At 69.0% G+C, this 17,028-nt stretch carries 17 protein-coding genes and 2 tRNA genes; 9 read left to right on the top strand and 10 right to left on the bottom strand.

Annotated elements, in window-relative coordinates; all coding sequences use genetic code 11:
* Positions 1 to 85: 85 nt before the first annotated feature.
* Positions 86 to 436 carry an ImmA/IrrE family metallo-endopeptidase gene (locus tag ACT3UL_RS11050; RefSeq protein ID WP_444578278.1) on the bottom strand — a complete coding sequence of 117 codons (351 nt, stop codon included), beginning with the start codon at positions 434 to 436 and terminating at the stop codon, positions 86 to 88.
* Between the two features lie 45 nt (positions 437 to 481).
* On the opposite strand from ACT3UL_RS11050, the gene ACT3UL_RS11045 reads away from it, so the two are divergent.
* Positions 482 to 610 carry a hypothetical protein gene (locus tag ACT3UL_RS11045; protein ID WP_444578277.1) on the top strand — a complete coding sequence of 43 codons (129 nt, stop codon included), beginning with the start codon at positions 482 to 484 and terminating at the stop codon, positions 608 to 610.
* A 176-nt stretch (positions 611 to 786) separates the two neighbouring features.
* Here ACT3UL_RS11045 and ACT3UL_RS11040 read toward each other — a convergent pair whose 3' ends face one another.
* Positions 787 to 1,425, bottom strand: coding sequence for a hypothetical protein (locus tag ACT3UL_RS11040; RefSeq protein WP_444578276.1), 639 nt, complete (start codon positions 1,423 to 1,425; stop codon positions 787 to 789).
* Positions 1,426 to 1,954: 529 nt separating this feature from the next.
* Complete coding sequence (locus ACT3UL_RS11035; protein ID WP_444578275.1) at positions 1,955 to 2,182, bottom strand: hypothetical protein; 228 nt, start codon at positions 2,180 to 2,182, stop codon at positions 1,955 to 1,957.
* Positions 2,183 to 2,628: 446 nt separating this feature from the next.
* Between ACT3UL_RS11035 and ACT3UL_RS11030 the strand changes: the two genes are divergently transcribed.
* From ACT3UL_RS11030 to ACT3UL_RS11015, 4 genes are all read left to right on the top strand, one after another.
* Positions 2,629 to 2,702 (top strand) — tRNA-Asp (locus tag ACT3UL_RS11030).
* Between the two features lie 290 nt (positions 2,703 to 2,992).
* Positions 2,993 to 4,015, top strand: a complete 1,023-nt coding sequence (locus ACT3UL_RS11025; RefSeq protein ID WP_444578274.1) for an NADP-dependent oxidoreductase — start codon at positions 2,993 to 2,995, stop codon at positions 4,013 to 4,015.
* Positions 4,016 to 4,171: 156 nt separating this feature from the next.
* Positions 4,172 to 4,244 (top strand) — tRNA-Phe (locus ACT3UL_RS11020).
* Between the two features lie 124 nt (positions 4,245 to 4,368).
* On the top strand, positions 4,369 to 4,704 hold the full coding sequence (locus ACT3UL_RS11015) for a maleylpyruvate isomerase family mycothiol-dependent enzyme (RefSeq protein ID WP_444578273.1): 336 nt from the start codon (positions 4,369 to 4,371) through the stop codon (positions 4,702 to 4,704).
* A gap of 3 nt (positions 4,705 to 4,707) precedes the next feature.
* Here ACT3UL_RS11015 and ACT3UL_RS11010 read toward each other — a convergent pair whose 3' ends face one another.
* Positions 4,708 to 5,070, bottom strand: a complete 363-nt coding sequence (locus ACT3UL_RS11010) for a hypothetical protein (RefSeq protein ID WP_444578272.1) — start codon at positions 5,068 to 5,070, stop codon at positions 4,708 to 4,710.
* Between the two features lie 86 nt (positions 5,071 to 5,156).
* Here ACT3UL_RS11010 and ACT3UL_RS11005 point away from each other — a divergent pair, with 86 nt between their 5' ends.
* Genes ACT3UL_RS11005 through ACT3UL_RS10995 form a run of 3 tightly spaced genes read left to right on the top strand, consistent with a single transcriptional unit; the run spans position 5,157 to position 8,457 of the window.
* A complete protein-coding gene (locus ACT3UL_RS11005; RefSeq protein WP_444578271.1) occupies positions 5,157 to 5,579 on the top strand; it encodes a PadR family transcriptional regulator in 423 nt (140 codons plus the stop codon).
* Positions 5,569 to 6,714, top strand: a complete 1,146-nt coding sequence (locus ACT3UL_RS11000; RefSeq protein ID WP_444578270.1) for a hypothetical protein — start codon at positions 5,569 to 5,571, stop codon at positions 6,712 to 6,714. The genes ACT3UL_RS11005 and ACT3UL_RS11000 overlap by 11 nt, the downstream gene beginning before the upstream one ends.
* 60 nt (positions 6,715 to 6,774) lie before the next feature.
* Positions 6,775 to 8,457, top strand: coding sequence for a formate--tetrahydrofolate ligase (locus ACT3UL_RS10995; protein ID WP_444578269.1), 1,683 nt, complete (start codon positions 6,775 to 6,777; stop codon positions 8,455 to 8,457).
* A gap of 105 nt (positions 8,458 to 8,562) precedes the next feature.
* Here ACT3UL_RS10995 and ACT3UL_RS10990 read toward each other — a convergent pair whose 3' ends face one another.
* From ACT3UL_RS10990 to ACT3UL_RS10965, 6 genes are read right to left on the bottom strand one after another with little or no spacing between them, the layout of a single operon-like run.
* Positions 8,563 to 9,153, bottom strand: coding sequence for a cation:proton antiporter (locus ACT3UL_RS10990; protein ID WP_444578268.1), 591 nt, complete (start codon positions 9,151 to 9,153; stop codon positions 8,563 to 8,565).
* Positions 9,150 to 9,788 (bottom strand): monovalent cation/H+ antiporter complex subunit F, encoded by a 639-nt coding sequence (locus ACT3UL_RS10985; protein ID WP_444578267.1) that lies wholly within the window; start codon positions 9,786 to 9,788, stop codon positions 9,150 to 9,152. Before ACT3UL_RS10985 ends, ACT3UL_RS10990 begins: the two co-directional genes overlap by 4 nt.
* Positions 9,785 to 10,321 (bottom strand): Na+/H+ antiporter subunit E, encoded by a 537-nt coding sequence (locus ACT3UL_RS10980; protein ID WP_444578266.1) that lies wholly within the window; start codon positions 10,319 to 10,321, stop codon positions 9,785 to 9,787. Before ACT3UL_RS10980 ends, ACT3UL_RS10985 begins: the two co-directional genes overlap by 4 nt.
* Positions 10,318 to 11,880, bottom strand: a complete 1,563-nt coding sequence (locus ACT3UL_RS10975; RefSeq protein ID WP_444578265.1) for a Na+/H+ antiporter subunit D — start codon at positions 11,878 to 11,880, stop codon at positions 10,318 to 10,320. The genes ACT3UL_RS10980 and ACT3UL_RS10975 overlap by 4 nt, the downstream gene beginning before the upstream one ends.
* On the bottom strand, positions 11,877 to 12,593 hold the full coding sequence (locus ACT3UL_RS10970) for a Na(+)/H(+) antiporter subunit C (protein ID WP_444578264.1): 717 nt from the start codon (positions 12,591 to 12,593) through the stop codon (positions 11,877 to 11,879). Before ACT3UL_RS10970 ends, ACT3UL_RS10975 begins: the two co-directional genes overlap by 4 nt.
* Positions 12,583 to 15,507: a Na+/H+ antiporter subunit A gene (locus ACT3UL_RS10965; RefSeq protein ID WP_444578304.1), complete on the bottom strand. Its 2,925-nt coding sequence runs from the start codon at positions 15,505 to 15,507 to the stop codon at positions 12,583 to 12,585. Before ACT3UL_RS10965 ends, ACT3UL_RS10970 begins: the two co-directional genes overlap by 11 nt.
* Before the next feature lie 137 nt (positions 15,508 to 15,644).
* Between ACT3UL_RS10965 and ACT3UL_RS10960 the strand changes: the two genes are divergently transcribed.
* Positions 15,645 to 17,018 (top strand): MFS transporter, encoded by a 1,374-nt coding sequence (locus ACT3UL_RS10960; protein ID WP_444578263.1) that lies wholly within the window; start codon positions 15,645 to 15,647, stop codon positions 17,016 to 17,018.
* Positions 17,019 to 17,028: the final 10 nt, after the last annotated feature.

Below are 17,028 nucleotides of genomic sequence, written 5' to 3'. Positions count from 1 at the left end.
TCGAGTCGACTATTGCTTCTCGCAGGTTAGGTACAGCTGGCTCCCCGTATCGGTTATGTTTCCGAACCGTAACCAACGATGTGGCCTACTCGGGTGACCAGGCGGCCCGGGCGATGTCCATCAGCTCGTCGGCGTGGAGGGTCTCGATGCGGGCCCGTAGGACCTTCTCTGTGACCCAGAGTTCCTCCGCGAGCTCATCGACGTTGCGTGCCCACCGGACCGCCTCGAGCAGCTGGTCCCAGAAGATCAGGCGCCGGCCGACTTCCTGCTCGGTCCGGCGCTCGACGGCGTCGTCCTGGTTGCAGTGCTCGTCGCGTTCGAGGTGGATCATCTCGTGCTGGATCGCGCAGCGTCTCTCGACCTGGAACAGCGGGGTGTGCATCCAGACTGTCGCGCCGTCGGTGAGGGCGTGGAAGTCGTCGGCGAGGGGCTTCACGGTGAGAGCTACGTGGCTCCAGTGTTCTCGGAAGTGGCGCCACGGATGCTGCATGAGCTGATGTTCTCGGAGAGGACCGACAGATCAGCGACGGAGCAAGCGCCGCGGGTCGCCGGCAAGGGCCACGACACCATCGCCGAGGGCTCCCGGATCCGGGCCGTGCACGACGCCTGACGTCTACGGCGACGCGATCTACCAGTGCCACCTCTGCCCGGCCCGCTACTCGGATCCCGTCGACCGGGACGGGTGCGAGGCCGAGCACACGGCCGACGCCTCCTGAGCATGACGAAGCGCCCCCACCTACCTGGCTACTCGCCGGGCGGGTGGGGGCGCTTTCTTGCGTCCGGGAACTACTCGGAGCCGTCGCTGGCACTTCCGCGCTTTGCTCTGCGCTGATCTCCAAAGAAGCTTTGGACCATGGACATCACGGGGAGTGCCAGGAATGCGCACGCGACGACGGGAGAGTCGAACACAGTGCCAGACACGAACGCGAGACTCATAGACAGCGCTCCCAGCCACAGGGCGTTGCGCCGAGCCTTGGGCGCTTCGGCGACCATGCCGGTGACAATCTGATCTCGCCGACGTGACTCGTCGGTAGTGAATGCCTCAGACATGCAGACGATCCGATCGTGCCACTGGTCGCCATACCGATCCCAGTCGTCAGGATGCGGAATGAGCCCGCTAAATGACTCGGAGCTCTTCGCGGCCATGCGGGCCGCGACAACTGCTATTTGGACTTCGCGAGCTTCAAGCTGCGTGAAATCCGAGTCGCCCTCTTCATCATCTTCGTCATCTCGATCGACCGACTCGAGCTCTTGCTTCGCGTCGACCGCCTCGGGGCTGGTCGCGTCTGCTCGAGGTTCGTCAGCAGCTCCTGCAGCATCTGGTCGGAGTCGAGACGAATCGCCTGCATCCCTTTGGGCATCTCGATCTGCGGGGGGAACGGGGCTGTCCTGTTCATCGTCATCCTCCGGCTCTGGAATGGTCACGTGGGGTCCCTACTTCTCGCTCACATGCCTAGTGTGTTATCCACAGACGTCTCGTCGGGTGTCCACACTGTCCCGTTAGTGTGCCACACGAAACCGGGTGCAAGTCGGTCATATGTGGTAGGGGTCCCAATGACCTGCGTGACCTGCACTGCTGCTCCGGCCAGGCTGCCTCAGGCTAGCGATCTGAACCGGCGATGATGCAGCTTGTGGAGAACTGCAGCCATGCAGTTGTCCACAGGCCGGCCTCCTTCGCCCGGTATGTCCACATTGCCGGGGCTGCCTCTGTGCGCGCTGTTCTCCAGCGACCCCTACCCGCGCCCGCCATACTCGTTCGGGACTGCGATCGCTCCGATGCATCCCAGGGTCCGCACGGTGTCGCAGGCCCGGCAGCGCCACGCGGGGTGCCCGCCACCGTTCGCACCGGCGCACTGGCAGAACTGGAAGCTGACCCACGCAGCGTCCTCGCCGCAGTCGCAGGGGCCGGGGTCGGGGTAGGTCCAGCCATTGCGGGTGCGGATCAGGTCGATGCTCACGCCGGCTCGTTGCCGTCGAAATCCTGACTCCCCTCGCCGATCCGGCGGAACTCGTCATCGATCGCGTCGAGTTCGCTCGGGCCGCCGAAGTCGCAACCCGTGCGTCCCTCTGCGAGCAGTCGATCGAACTCTGCCCGCAGCTCGGCTTGCTCGCGCAGGTTCTTGGCTTGGTCTTCGCTGACGATGCGGCGCCGGCCGCCGTCGGTGAGGTCGTAGTTGGTCATGCCTGCATGGTCTCGGTGGGGTCCGACAGGTCAAGCGAGCACCGCGAGAGCTCATCTGCAGAAGACCAGCTATATGGGCAGTCGTGGTTATGAGCACCACGACTACGGGAACCCCTCTGCGGGAGAGCTACCTCCACTCTGCGCGCCGGATCGAGACCGCGTAGGCTGGGCTTCCGTCCGTCGCTATCGATGCAGGTCAGTTGCTTGCGGTTGCTCGCGGTAGGATCGGCCCACGGTCGAACGTTCTTGCAGGTCGCACCGTATAAACTCTCGAAACCGGATCCGGGTTCGAATCCCGTTGGGGGTACTCGTACGGTTTGATCGATGTCCTGGTCAGCCGCATGAGACCGGAGTGCGAGGCGGCTCACAGTGAAAGTGGCTGGGAGCCCCGAGAACGTCCGGTAGAGTTGGTCAGGTCGAAGCGCGCAAGTGCAGAGATCACGTGAGGCCCTGTAGCTCAGTTGGTTAGAGCGCCGCCCTGTCACGGCGGAGGTCGCCAGTTCAAGTCTGGTCAGGGTCGCCCTCGCAGGAAGCCCCGGAACATCGTTCCGGGGCTTCCTGCATTTCCCGGCGCACTCCGCGGGCCGACGGGCTCCCCATCCACCAGTGCGACCGTCGTCGGTCGTCGGTCGTCGGTCGTCGGTCGTCGGTCGTCGGTCGTCGGTCGTCGGTCGTCGGTCGTCGATGGATGGGACTCGTGTCACGCCGAACGGCCCTCGTGTGCCCGACGGCGGATTCCCGCACACGCTGTCGGACCCCTCACAAGGCCTCGCCCGACCACGTCCCCGGCCACCGCCCTACGCTCGAGCCATGAGCACCACGCCGCTGAACCACCGCATCCGCCTCGCCGCCCGCCCGCACGGCGAGCCCACCGCCGAAGACTTCCAGCACGACGCCGTCGAGATCGGCTCCCCCGACGCGGGCCAGGTCCTGCTGCGCACCCGCTACCTCTCCCTGGATCCCTACGTGCGCGGTCGCATGAGCGCCGCCAAGTCGTATGCCGCTCCGATGGAGATCGGTGATGTGGTCGTGGGGGCCACGGTCTCCGAGGTCGTCGAGTCCGCGGCAGAAGGCTTCTCCCCCGGCGACACCGTCCTGTCCTACGGCGGCTGGCAGGAGTACAGCGTCGAGACGACCGGTCATCTGCGCAAGCTCGATCCGGAGACCGCCCCCGTCACCACCGCGCTCGGCGTCCTCGGCATGCCCGGCTTCACCGCCTACGCGGGTCTGCTCGCGATCGGTGAGCCGAGGGCCGGGGACACCGTCGCCGTCGCGGCCGCGACCGGTCCCGTGGGATCGGCAGTGGGGCAGATCGCGAAGATCCACGGCGCCCGAGCGGTCGGCATCGCCGGCGGAGAGCGCAAGGTCGATCTGCTGCGCGAGTTCGGTTTCGACGAGGCCCTCGACCATCGCGCCCCCGACCTGCCCGGCCGTCTCGCCGCCGCCACGCCCGACGGCATCGACGTGTACTTCGAGAACGTGGGCGGGGCCGTCTGGGATGCGGTGCTGCCGCAGCTGAACACGTACGCGAGGGTGCCGGTGTGCGGTCTCGCCGCGAACTACAACTCGACCTCCCTGCCCGAGGGCCCGGACCGCAGCGGCCAGCTGATGGGCACGGTGCTCGCCAAGAGCCTCACCCTGCGCGGGTTCATCCAGCTCGAGTTCGTCGAGGCGCTCTACGAGGACTTCCTGCGGGACATGGGCGGCTGGGTCGCCTCCGGCCAGGTGCAGTACATCGAGGACATCACCGACGGCCTCGACAGCGCGCCCGACGCCTTCGTGGGAATGCTGCGCGGCCGCAACCTCGGGAAGTCGATCATCAAGGTCTCCTGAGCGACGGCTCGAGGTCGATGCAGGGTGCGACCCCTTTCGGGGAGGTGAGGAGGTGCTCCAGCACCTCCCCGAAGGTGGTGTGCCTCTCACCGGTCCTCGCCGGTTGGGATCAGTGCCGGAGCCCTGTTAGTCTTGTCCTCGGCCGCTCGCGGCCACGGCTCTGTAGCTCAGTTGGTAGAGCGTTCGACTGAAAATCGAAAGGTCACCGGATCGACGCCGGTCGGAGCCACCTTCACGAAGACCCCCGCCAGTGGCGGGGGTCTTCGCATGTCTGCTGTCGGGGTGCTGGGATCGTCGCGGTCGCCCACTCACGCGTCTTGCGCCGCACCGGGCACGACCCTACATTTCGCGGTATGCGCACCAAGAACCTCTGGCCCCTGATCCATGCGGAACGGGCCGCCCTGGAGGACGTCCTGCGCGATCTCTCGCCAGCGCAGTGGCAGGCACCCACGATGTGCGACGCATGGACGGTCCAGGACGTCGTCGACCATCTGACCGCCGGGTCCAGCACAGGAACCGTTCCCTGGCTCGCCAACATGGTCGCCGCTCGGTTCACCACGGACCGGCACGACCACCGGCTGCTCGAGAAGTATCGGGGGACGACCCGGGAAGACTCCCTGCAGCGCTTTCGCGAGGCTGTGGGCACCACGGCCGCCGAGATCCGCGAGGCCGTGACGCGCTATAACTGACGGTCACGCCCGGCTGGGCCGCTCCGGCAGGTCGGGCCAGGCCACGTGCACCTTCTCCGTGGCCGCAAGTCCCTTGGTCGCGTAGTGATCGGCAAGCAGGATTTCGTGCGGGGACAGCTCGATGACTGTCAGCCCAGCGATCTCGTCGGCAGTTCCCGCGTCCAGCACCCACTGCTCGGCAAGCTCGGCCAGGTTGAGCACCTCCACCAATCGCTCACCCGCGTCGTAGTCGACCTGAGCGCCCACGGCATGTCCGAGGAGCGATCGTGGCTGCACGAGCTCGTAGTCGTCGGTCATCGGTTCCAGGTAGCCGACCGTCTCCGGGTCCTCCCGGGCGATCGGAATCCATCCACTCGTCTCTGTCATGGATGGAGAGCGTGCCGATCCCGACCCATGCGCCCCACGACCCTCGGATCACGCGCGGTTGCTAGGTATCGTGCATACTTAACTCTATGGATGACCTAGATCCCAGACCGGACGGTGTCCCGCAGTGGCCGGCGACCTGGATCCGCGCACTGCTGCCCAGCGCCGTCCTGGCCTGCCTCGAGCTGACTGCCCTGCACGGCTACGGAATCGCCCAAGCGCTGCACGCCCGCGGCTTCGGCACCCCCAAGGGCGGGTCCCTGTACCCGGTCCTCGCGCGACTGGAGGACACCGGGGCGATCACCGCCGAGTGGGTCCCCGGCCCGTCCGGACCAGCGCGCCGGCAGTACACGCTCACCGCTGCGGGACGAACCCGGCTCGTCCGCGACCGGACTTCCCTCACCCTGCTCGGCCACGCGCTCGGCACGTCCGCTGAGGGCATCGGCTCGGCCCCGGAGATCGAAGGCGCCGCTCCGCGCCCCACCCCAGAAGGAGGTCCTAATGACACCTGAGGACAGCACGCTGACGAACGAGGATGGCTCGGAGAGGGAGCGCCTGCGAGCCGCCTACCTCGCCGCACGACAAGAGCCCGCCGATGCCGACTGGGCGGAGCACGCCCTGGTGACGATGGTGTTCGCTGGGGTGCAGATCGACGTCGCAGAGGAGTCCCTGCTCGATGCCGTCGTGCTCGTGCGGGACAGCGGGGAAGGCCCCGAGGACCTCTACGGCCCGGCCCGCGACTGGGCACACCACCAGGTCGAGGCGATGCAGAGCGAGGGTCTCGATGCGTTCGACGACCCCCTGCTGATGGGCCCCCGCGACGCGGCGGTATTCACCCTCGGAGGAGCTGCGGTACTGAGTGCTGTGCTGATGGCGAGCAACCTCCTCGATCTGCTGCCCGGCCGTGAGGTCGGCGACCTCACAGCCGGCCTCGCACTCATGCCGCTCCTTCTCTCCGCCGCGATCATCACTCTGATCTGCGTGTACAAGCGCGCCTCGCGCTGCTTCCCTTTTCCCGTCACCGCAGTGCTCTCCGCACTGACGCTCGCGATCTGCTCGACCATCGTCGCGCTCATCATCATGCCGCTGGGCCAGACGGGGCCTCGAGCCAACGGCTGGTGGGCGGCGCTCCTCATCCCCGGATACGGGATCCTGTGCTGGATCACCGCGAAGCTGTGGCGGGGCCCCTCGACGGTTCCTGCCCCCGTGACCGTCCCAACGATCCTCGACGCCGGAGAGATCGCGGACACCGAGTGGCTGAACCGAGCCCGCGCGGCGCTGCGAGAGCGAGGCGAGATGTCCGATCGGAGGATCTCCACGGTGCTGCACGAGGCCGAGGACCATGCGCGCGATGAAGGGAGGACGCTGGTCGCGGAGTTCGCCTCCCCCGAGGGGTATGCGCGCTCGCTCCCGCGGGACCCGACGGTCAAGTCACGTCGGATGACCCTCGTCTACGGCACACTCACTCTGCTCTGGCTCGCCCTCGGCGCCTCCGTCGCCGCGACCGCCGACGAGCTGCAGCCCTGGCGGCTCCTGACCTTCGTGATCCTCGTGCTGCTGTGCGCGTGGGAGGCCGCTCGCCACGCTCGCCGGTGGCGGGAGGCGACAATCCCGGAAGAACACGCATGGCGAGGACGGGAGTCATAGGCTGACCGGGACGACGAGTCTGCGGCGACCCCGCCGGCAGCCGAACCCTGGAGGACGACGATGTCAGCCGAGAACCCGGACCTTGCGATCGCCCAGGCGGCGACCCTGCTCCCCATCACCGAGATCGCCGAGACGGCAGGCATCCCCGCCGAGGCCCTCGTCCCGTACGGCTCCTACAAGGCCAAGGTCGACGTGCGGCGGATGCAGGGCCTCACCGACGCCCCGAGCGCGAAGCTCGTGCTGGTCTCCGCCATGTCGCCCACGCCGGCGGGCGAGGGCAAGTCGACCACCACCGTCGGCCTCGCCGATGCCTTCACCCTCAAGGGGATGACCACGATGGTGGCGCTGCGGGAGCCGGCGCTCGGCCCGATCATGGGCATCAAGGGCGGCGCCACCGGCGGCGGCTACGCACAGGTGGTGCCGATGGAGGACATCAACCTGCACTTCACCGGCGATTTCCACGCGATCCAGATCGCCAACAACACCCTCGCCGCGCTCATCGACAACCACATCCACCAGGGCAACCAGCTGGGCATCGACCCGCGGCGCATCCAATGGAAGCGCGTGGTGGACGTCAACGACCGCGCCCTGCGCTCGATCGTGGTGGGCCTCGGCGGGCCCACCCAGGGGGTCCCGCGCGAAGACGGCTTCGACATCGTCGTGGCCTCCGAGATCATGGCGATCCTGTGCCTGGCCACGGATCTCGCGGACCTCGAGGCACGCATCGACCGGGTCGTCATCGGCTTCACCTACGATCGCGCCCCGGTGAGCGTCGCGGATCTCGGCGTGGGCGGCGCGATCACGATGCTGCTCAAGGACGCGCTGCTGCCGAACCTGGTGCAGACCCTCGGCGGCACCCCGGCTCTCGTGCACGGCGGGCCTTTCGCGAACATCGCCCACGGCTGCAACTCCCTCGCCGCGACGCGCCTGGCCCTCGAGCTCTCGGACATCACCGTGACCGAGGCCGGATTCGGTTCGGACCTCGGCGCCGAGAAGTTCCTGGACATCAAGTCGCGGCTGGGCGGCCTCTCCCCCGACGCCGCCGTGGTGGTCGCCACCGTGCGCGCGCTGAAGATGCACGGCGGCGTCGCCAAGGCAGATCTCGCCGACGAGGACATCGACGCCACCCGCGCCGGGACCGTGAACCTCGCCCGCCACGTGGAGAACCTCCGCAAGTTCGGGCTCGAGCCCGTGATCGCCCTGAACCGCTTCCCGACCGACACCGAGGCCGAGCTCGAAGCGGTCCTGACGTGGGCACGGGAGCAGGGCTTCCGGGCCGCGCTGTCGGAGGTGTGGGCCAAGGGCGGCGAGGGCGGCCTCGCCGTGGCCGACGAGGTGCTCGCGGCGATGGACACCGGCGGCGGCGACGGCTTCCACCACCTCTACGATCCGGCCGACGGCATCGAGGAGTCGCTGCGCACCCTGGCCCGGAAGATCTACGGGGCCGACGACGTCGTGCTCGAGGGCAGGGCACCCGCCCAGCTGCGGATGCTGCAGCGCAACGGATGGGACACCCTCCCGGTGTGCGTCGCCAAGACCCAGTACTCCTTCTCCGACGACCCCACGCTGCTCGGAGCCCCCACCGGGCACATGCTGCACGTGCGGGACCTGGTCCCCAAGATCGGGGCCGGTTTCGTGGTCGCGCTGACCGGCTCGATCATGACCATGCCGGGGCTGCCGAAGGAGCCCGCCGCCCTGCGCATGGGCGTCACCGAGTCCGGGGAGTCCATCGGACTGTTCTGAATCACCTGGCCCGGGCTCGTCGTCCCCGCGCCATGCCGTGCGTCGATCCGGGGCCGAGCGTCGATCCAGAGCCGTGCGTGAGCCGGGTGAGGGCGCGGGCGCCGGTCAGTGCCGGGGGTCGCGCTCGGCGACCTCCTCGGCCTCCCGCTCGGTCTCGTCCTCGAGGTCGACGTCGATGACCTCGTCGTCGTCGACGTTCTCGGCGCCGGTCTCCGGTTCCTCCCAGTTGTGATCGGTGATCGCACCCTCGGTGGTCGCGACGATGTTCTCGGGGAACTGGTCCTCGCGGTCGGAGGCCATGCCCTCGTGGTCATCGCCGTCGTCGTCGATGAAGCCGTCCTCGTCGTCGTCATCGTCCGTCGGAGTGGCGAGGCGGTCGCTCAGCTCATCGATCGCATAGTCTCCTCCGCGCACGAAGCCGCGACGGAAGGCGGCGCGGCCCACCATCACGCTCGCCACCGGGATCGTGATCATCTGGGCGAGGAGCACCACGAGCAGAAGCCCTGCCAGCGCCCAGGAGCCGACCACCAGGCTCACCCCGGTGAAGACGAAGATCAGCCCCAGCACCTGCGGCTTGGAGGCCGCGTGGATGCGCATCAGCACACCGTCGAAGCGGTTCAGGCCCACGGCGGCCAGCACAGCCAGCAGCAGCCCGGCGCCGATCAGCACCGCGGCGATGGTCTCGACGGCGGTCATCGGGTCTCCCCCGTCGTATCCGTCGACTCGGTCGAGTCGGTCCCCTCGTCACCGTGCGCCTCGGACTCGAAGCCGCGAGAGCCTTCCTCTGCCCCGAAACCGCGCTCGAAGTGGTCGGAGTTCCCGGCTCCGTCGTCGAACCTGGAGTTGACGAACCCGGAGTTCACGAGCCCCGGACCGGCGGACTGCTCCTGCGCGCCGGCCTTGCCCGGGGCATGGTCAGCGCTCAGGTGCTCGGCGCCGATCACGCCGACGGGCTCGGTGAGAGCGGGGGCGTGCTCCTCGCTGCGGTGGTCGACGTGGATGGCGTCCAGCGGGCCCGTGCTGGTGCCGGACTCCGGGCGGTGGCGGCGCAGCTGCGGCGTGCGCGGCTCCTCGCGGCCCACGAAGCGGGCGAAGGTGACCGTGCCGATGAAGGCGAGCCCCGTGAGCGCGAGCATCGCGGGCCCGGCCCAGTCGGCCTTCGCGGACGCCGTGTAGAGGGCCATCGCGATCACGACCAGCACCACCAGGGAATCGGTGGAGACCGCACGGTCCAGGATCGTCGGCCCGACGACCATGCGGTACACGACGGCCAGCGCCGTCAGCGCAAGGACAGCGCTGTAGATGACCAGGATGATGTCGAACGTGCTCATCGCAGACCAGCCTCCTCAAGGACCTCGCGGCGGCCGAATGCCCACAGCAGGCGCTCCTCCTGCTCGCGGACGGTGCGCCGCGCCTTCTCGGCCTCCTCCGGGGTGCCAGTGCCGATGGTGTGCAGGAACAGCGTGCCGGTGGCGCGCTGCGCCTCGACCACCACGGAGCCGGGGATCAGCGTGCACAGCACACCGGTGCAGCTGAGGAAGAAATCGGAGCGCGAGGCCATGGTCACGGCGATCACGGAGCTGGGCGGCTGCGGGGCAGGGCGGATCGCGTACCAGCCCACCTCGATCGCGGATTCGCACAGGTCGTACAGGAAGCGCACCAGGAAGAGGACGAAGCGCACCGGACGGATCGTGAGCTCATGGCCCAGCGGCGGCATCGGGAACAGCACGAAGACGAACAGCGCCGCGACGAGGCCGCCCAGCAGGTTCTTCAGATCCAGCCCACCCCACAGCAGGCACCACAGGGCGACCGACGCCAGGATCCAGATCCAGGAGCGGGTCAGTTCGGTGAATCGGCGCTTCATCGGTCCTCCACCCTCTGCCCGTCCTCACGGATCTTGTACACCAGGGCATCCGCGGCGTCGTCCCCGAGCACCGCGCTGACGTAGGGGACACGCTCGAGCACCGAGGCGGCCGCCTCGTTCGAGTAGGCCATGATCGGTCCCGCGAGCACGGTCAGCAGGAGGGAGAAGCCGATCATCGCGGAGGTGGCGCCCGTCATCACCTTCGGGATCGTGACATCGCGCTGCACGATCTCCTCGCTGGGCTCCTGCCAGAAGGCACGGTTCCAGATCTTCGCGATCGCGTAGAGCGTCAGCAGGCTGGTGAGCACGCTGATGGCGATGAGGATCCAGCCCGAGGCGAGGTTGTACTGGATGCCGGCCTCGATCAGGCCCACCTTGCCGATGAAGCCCGAGAACGGCGGGATGCCGGCGAGGTTCATGGCCGGGATGAAGAAGAGGATCGCGATGAGCGGGGCGAGCTTCGCGAGACCGCCGAGCTTGATGAGGTTCGTGGTGCCGCCGCGGGTCTCGATCAGCCCCGCGCCCAGGAACAGCGTGGACTGCACGGTGATGTGGTGGGCGACGTAGTAGATGGTCGCGCCCATCCCCAGCTGGGTGCTCATCCCGATGCCGAACAGCATGTATCCCATGTGCGAGACCAGGGTGAAGGACAGCACGCGCTTGAGGTCCGTCTGGGCGACGGCGCCGAGGATGCCGATGAACAGGCTCAGCGCAGCGGCCGCGAGGAGCAGATCCTGGATCTGGGAGGCCGGGAACAGCAGGGTCTCCATGCGGAGGATCGCGTAGATGCCCACCTTGGTCAGCAGGCCCGCGAACACGGCGGTCACCGGGGCGGGCGCGGTCGGATAGGAGTCCGGCAGCCACGCGCTCAGCGGGAAGATCGCGGCCTTGATCGCGAAGGCGACCAGCAGCATCAGCTCGAGCATCATCCGGGTGCCGGGCTCGAGCCCGTCCAGGCGCACCGCCAGCTCGGCGAGGTTCACGGTGCCGGTGGCCGCGTAGACCGCAGCGATGGCCGACAGGAAGATGATCGAGCTGAGCAGGGAGACGATCACATACATCGTCGCCGCGCGGATCCGGCTGGCGGAGCCGCCGAGGGTGAGGAGCACATAGCTCGCCGCGAGCAGCACCTCGAAACCGACATAGAGGTTGAACAGGTCCCCGGCGAGGAACGCCATGGACACCCCGGCGACCAGCGCCAGGTACGTGGGGTGGTAGATCGCGAGCGGCGTGCGCCCGGTCTGCTCGCTCACGGCCTGCGCACTGGAGTACACCAGCACCGCGAGGGTGACGAAGCTGGAGACCACGAGCATCAGGGCGGTGAGCCGGTCGGCGACCAGCACGATGCCCAGCTGCGGGGACCAGTTGCCGATCTGGAGGACGAGCACGCCCTCCTGCGTCACGTGATAACCCATCACCAGGGCGACGGTGAGGATCGCGACGAGCGTGAGGATCGTCAGCCACAGCTGCACGCGGGGATGGTGGCGCAGCAGCAGGGTCACCGCGGCGCCGCCGAGGGGCAGCATCACCGGAAGGGCGAGGAGGAGCTCGATGCTCATGCGTCCCCCCGTTCGTCGATGTGCTCTGGGTCGGGATCGGTGGCCGGGCCCGCCCCGGGGGCCCGCGTCGCACCGTGGTCATCGCCCCGACCCCGGTCCTGATCACGACCTCGGTCCTGTTCACGACCTCGGTCCTGATCGCGTGCGCGTCGCCGGAAGGCCGGCCGCGGCGCGGGTTCCTGGCCCTCGTCGGCCTCGGTGGCGTCCTGCGGGACGTCCTCGGCGCTCGTGAGGTCGGAGCCGAGCTGGTCGTCGTCGGCCGGGGCGAAGCCCTGGGAATGCATGAGCGCACCGCGGCGGGACTCCTCCGAGAGCGCCTGGGACCAGGGCAGCTTCTCGGCGTCCTCGGACCGTCGGCGCCGACGGCGCAGCACGCGCCGGTCCTCGACGTCGTCGGGGACCTCGTCGTGCCCGAACAGCTGCCAGGCACGGTAGGCCAGCGCCATGCCGAAGGCGGTGATGCCCAGCGAGATGACGATCGCCGTGAGCACCATGGCGAAGGGCAGCGGATCCGTCATCTCGCCCGGATCCGCGGTGCCCTCGAACGGGGGCTTCCCGGGCGGTCCGGCGGCGACGATGAACAGCAGGTTCACCCCGTTGCCGAGCAGCACGAAGCCGAGGATCACCCGGGTCAGGGTGCGTTCGAGCACGAGGTACACGCCGCAGGCGATGAGCACCCCGGCGGTCAGGAGGAGGGCGAGGCTAACGGACATCGGACTCCATCTCCTGCTGCTGGTCGATCTGGGAGCCGAGGGTCCGCAGGAAGTCCAGGAGGACGCCGACGACGACGAGGTAGACGCCGATGTCGAACAGCAGCGCACTGGGGAAGTGGAGCTCCCCGAGCAGCGGCACGTGCACGATCGGCGTGGCCGTGGCGAACACCGTCCCGCCGAAGAGGACCGGCAGCACCCCCGCGACGACAGCGATCGCCATCCCCGAGCCGAGCACGAGACCGGCCTGCACGGGCGCCGCCTCGGAGAGCTCGTACCGGCCACCGGCCAGATAGCGCAGCGCGAGGGCGAGGCCCGCGACCAGACCGCCCGCGAAGCCGCCGCCGGGGAGGTTGTGCCCCGCCATCAGCAGGTACAGCGAGAACATCATCATCAGCGGGAAGGCGATCCGCGTGGTGACCTCGAGGATCACCATCCGCCGCTCCGGGGCGAGGGTCAGCCCCGCCGAGAGCCAGGTGCGCCAGCGGTTGCCGCCGGCGACATCGTCGGGCCGTGCATCGAAATCGAGGGCGTTCTGCGGCAGGGCGGCATCGGAGCGGCGGCGCCAGATCGAGGTGCGCAGGTCCAGGTCGCGCACGCGGGAGATCGACTGCTCGCGGCGGGTCACGAAGATCAGGGAGGCCACGCCCGTGGCGACCACCAGCAGCACCGAGATCTCGCCCATCGTGTCCCACACGCGGGCATCGACGAGGGCGACGTTGACGACGTTGTGGCCGCCGCCGATCGTGTAGGCGGTCTCGATGAGCCCCGGTCCGAGCGGGTCGAGGTAGCGGGCTTCGGCCGCGTACAGCGCCGCGCCGCACAGGACCACGGCGGTGCTGATCGCGATCGCCCAGCGGCCCCAGGCGCCGATCCGCAGCGGCCTGCGGGAGAAGTGCGTGGGCAGGCGGCGCAGCACGAGCACCAGCACCACGGTCATCGCGGTCTCCACCAGGACCTGGGTGGTCGCGACGTCCGGGGCGCCGGCGACGAGGAACAGCACCGCGACCGCGTAGCCGGTGATCGAGATGAGGAAGACCGCGCGCAGGCGACGCCGGGACCGGGCGGCACCGAGCGCGGCGAGGGCGGCGACCGGGAGGATGATCAGTTCGACGGGATGGTGGAAGAGCACCAGGTTGTCCGGCAGCGGGGACTGCGAGATCGCGATCGGGGCCACGAGGGCGATCAGCACCAGCAGCATCGTGCCCAGGGTGTAGGGCAGGGAGCCGCGCTGGAACAGCGGGGTCACGGCGACGGAGATCGCGTCGGTGCTGCGCATCAGGCGGCGGAAGCCGCGCTCCGCGTCGATCCGGTCCAGCACCTCCTCGCCGGCCCAGGTCTGCGGGGAGACCTTCTTCTGGAGCGCCGCGAACGGCCGCGCGACCAGGCACAGCACGACACCGAGGCCGAGCGCGATCACGGAGGCCAGCAGGGGCACCCCCAGGTGAGGGAGCACGACGAGGTGGATCCCCGGGCCGGTCTCGGGCAGCTGGGCCGAGAAGCCCCGCAGAACCGTCTCGAGCGGGCCGAGGAACAGGGGGAACGCCACGGAGAACACGGCGACCAGCGCCGGCGGCAGCCAGAACAGCACCGGGATCCGCGGAGCATCGACCGCCGGTGCGCCCGGAGCGGCGCCGAAGGCTCCGTGGATGAAGCGCCAGGAGTAGGCGACGGTGAGGATCGAGCCCGCGACGAGCGCGACCAGCAGGATGCGGTGCCAGGGCGCGCCGTCCCAGAGCGCCGTGAACAGCGCCTCCTTGGCGACGAAGCCGAACAGCGGAGGCACCGCGGCCATCGACGCGGCCGAGATGGTGCCGATCAGGGCGACCACCGGCGCGACCTTCCACACGCCAGACAGCACCCGCAGGTCACGGGTCCCGAACTTCTTGTCGATGATGCCGACGACCATGAACAGCGGCGCCTTGAACACGGCGTGGGCGATCAGCATCGCCAGTCCCGCCAGCAGGGCGTCATGGGTGGCGAGCCCGGCCACCGCGGAGAGGAAGCCCAGCTGGGAGACCGTGCCGTAGGCCAGCAGCAGCTTGATGTCCGTCTGCCGCAGCGCGCGCCATCCGCCCAGCAGCATCGTCGCCGCTCCGAACACGGCGATGATCATGCTGATCGCCTCGAGGTGGGTGAGCGCCGGACCGAACCGCAGGATCAGGTAGACGCCGCCCTTCACCATCGCCGCCGCGTGGAGATAGGCGGAGACCGGGGTGGGTGCGGCCATCGCACCGGGCAGCCAGAAATGCGTCGGCACTAGGGCGGACTTCGTCATCGCCCCGGCCAGGATCAGCAGCACGGCGATGACGAGATACGGGCCGGCGTCCGCCCACATCGGGGAGACCAGGATCTGCGACATCCGCAGCGAGCCCGCCTCCGCGCCGATCATCAGGAGCCCCACCAGCATCGCCAGTCCCCCGGCGGTGGTGGAGATCAGGGCGTTCATCGCAGCACGGCGCGAGGCCTGCCGGTCCTGGTAGTGCCCGATCAGCAGGTAGGAGAAGACGGTGGTGAGCTCCCAGAAGGTGTAGAGCACCATCACGTCGTCGGAGAGCACCAGGCCGATCATCGCCCCGGCGAAGGCGGTCAGCACGCCGGCGAAGCGACCCAGACCGGGCTCGGTGTCCTGGAAGTAGCGTGCGCAGTACATCAGCACGATCGCCCCGATGCCGGTCGCGATCATCGCCATCACCCAGCTCAGCGGGTCCAGGCGGAAGGCGAGCTCGATGCCGAAGGAGGGGATCCAGGGGACGGACACCTCGAGAGGGCTGTGCGCCAGCGCGACGGGGTCCACCGTCGCCAGCCACACCGTGGAGGCCGCGGGCACCGCAGCCAGGACGAAGAACGCATTGCGCCCCATCAGCCGCACCAGGACCGGCCCCGCGAGCGCGGCCACCAGATGGGCGAGGAGCATCGTGTACACGCAGTCTCCGTCCATCGACAGCAGGGGAAGGGGCCTTGACCATTCTACGGGAGCATCGCCGTGCTTTTCTGAGGGCCTTCTCCCACTTCACGTGCTGACGGACGCTCCGCGCTCCGTACAGTGAGGTCATGGCCACCACCCCGGACCCGGGAGACCGCATCATCTCGGACCCCGCACCGCGACCCCGTCGTCGCCCCGTCGTCTCGTTCGCGCTGTGGGACGGCGGGATGAGCGCCTTCAGCTCCGTGATCCTCACCTTCGTCTTCGCCACCTATGTCGCGAGCGCCGTCGCCTCCGAGGGCGCCGTCGGGGAGGAGGCGATCAAGGCCGCGCAGGACCATGGCTCCCAGGTGCTGACCACCTGGCAGTCGATCGGGGCCGTGGCGATCGCCCTGCTCGCCCCGCTGCTGGGCAATCTCGCCGACCGCGGCGGGGTCCGCAACACCCTGCTGCGTGTGACGACCCTGGCCACCGTGCTGGTGGTCGCCCTGATGCCCCTGGTCGCGCTCGACGCGGACGATCTTGTGCTGGGGGCCGCCCTGATCGCCCTCGCCGTCGTGTTCAGCGAGCTGGCCGGCGTGTTCGTGAACTCCGTGCTGCCCGAGGTCTCCACCCCGGCGAACCGCGGCCGGATCTCCGGCACGGCCTGGGCGGTCGGGTACTGGGGATCGATCGTGTGCCTGGGCGCGGTGCTGGTCCTGTTCGTGATGCCGGGCACCGGGCTGCTCGGGATCACCGGGGACGACGGCTGGAACTACCGGGCGATCCCCCTGTTCGTGGCGCTGTGGATCCTGCTGGGCACCCTCCCGCTGATGATCTGGGCGCCCAAGCATCCCGCGGGCGCCCCCGCGCAGCGCTGGACCCCGGTGCAGGGCTACGCCAGCATCGTGCGCCGAGTGATCCGGGCCTTCCGGGAGGAGCCCGTCATGCTCCAGTACCTCGTCGCCTCGGCGATCTACCGCGACGGCCTCGGGGCGGTGTTCTCCATCGCGGGCGTGCTCGCCGCGAACGCCTACGGCTTCTCCACCGTCGAGATCATCATCTTCGGGATCGCCGCGAACCTGGTCGCCGGCATCGGGGTCTTCCTCGGCGGACGGGCCGACGACCGCATGGGCACCCGGTGGCTGATCATCGTCGGCTGCCTCGGGATCATCGTGCTCGGCCTGGTCGTCCTCGCGTTCGGATCCGCCCTCGTGTTCTGGATCGCCGGGCTCGCGATCTGTCTGTTCGTCGGCCCCGTGCAGTCCGCGTCGAGGAACCTGCTCACCCGGCTCTCGGAGCCCGGCCGGGAGACCGAGAACTTCGGCCTCTACGCCACCACGGGCAGGGCACTGGGATTCCTGGGCACGGCGGCCTTCGCCGTGACGGTGGCGGTCTTCCAGGACACCCGCACCGGGATCCTCGGCATCGTCATCGTGATCGCCCTGGGGCTGCTGGCGTTCCTGCCGATCAAGCTCGGCGCGGCCGGCGCAGCGCCCGCGAAGACCGCGGCGGCGAGCTGACGCCGGAGCC

The organism is Brachybacterium sp. 107 (assembly GCF_052379725.1).
Classification (GTDB): Bacteria; Actinomycetota; Actinomycetes; order Actinomycetales; family Dermabacteraceae; genus Brachybacterium.
Note: the sequence above shows the minus strand (reverse complement) of the source record. Positions and strands in the feature narration are given on the sequence as shown.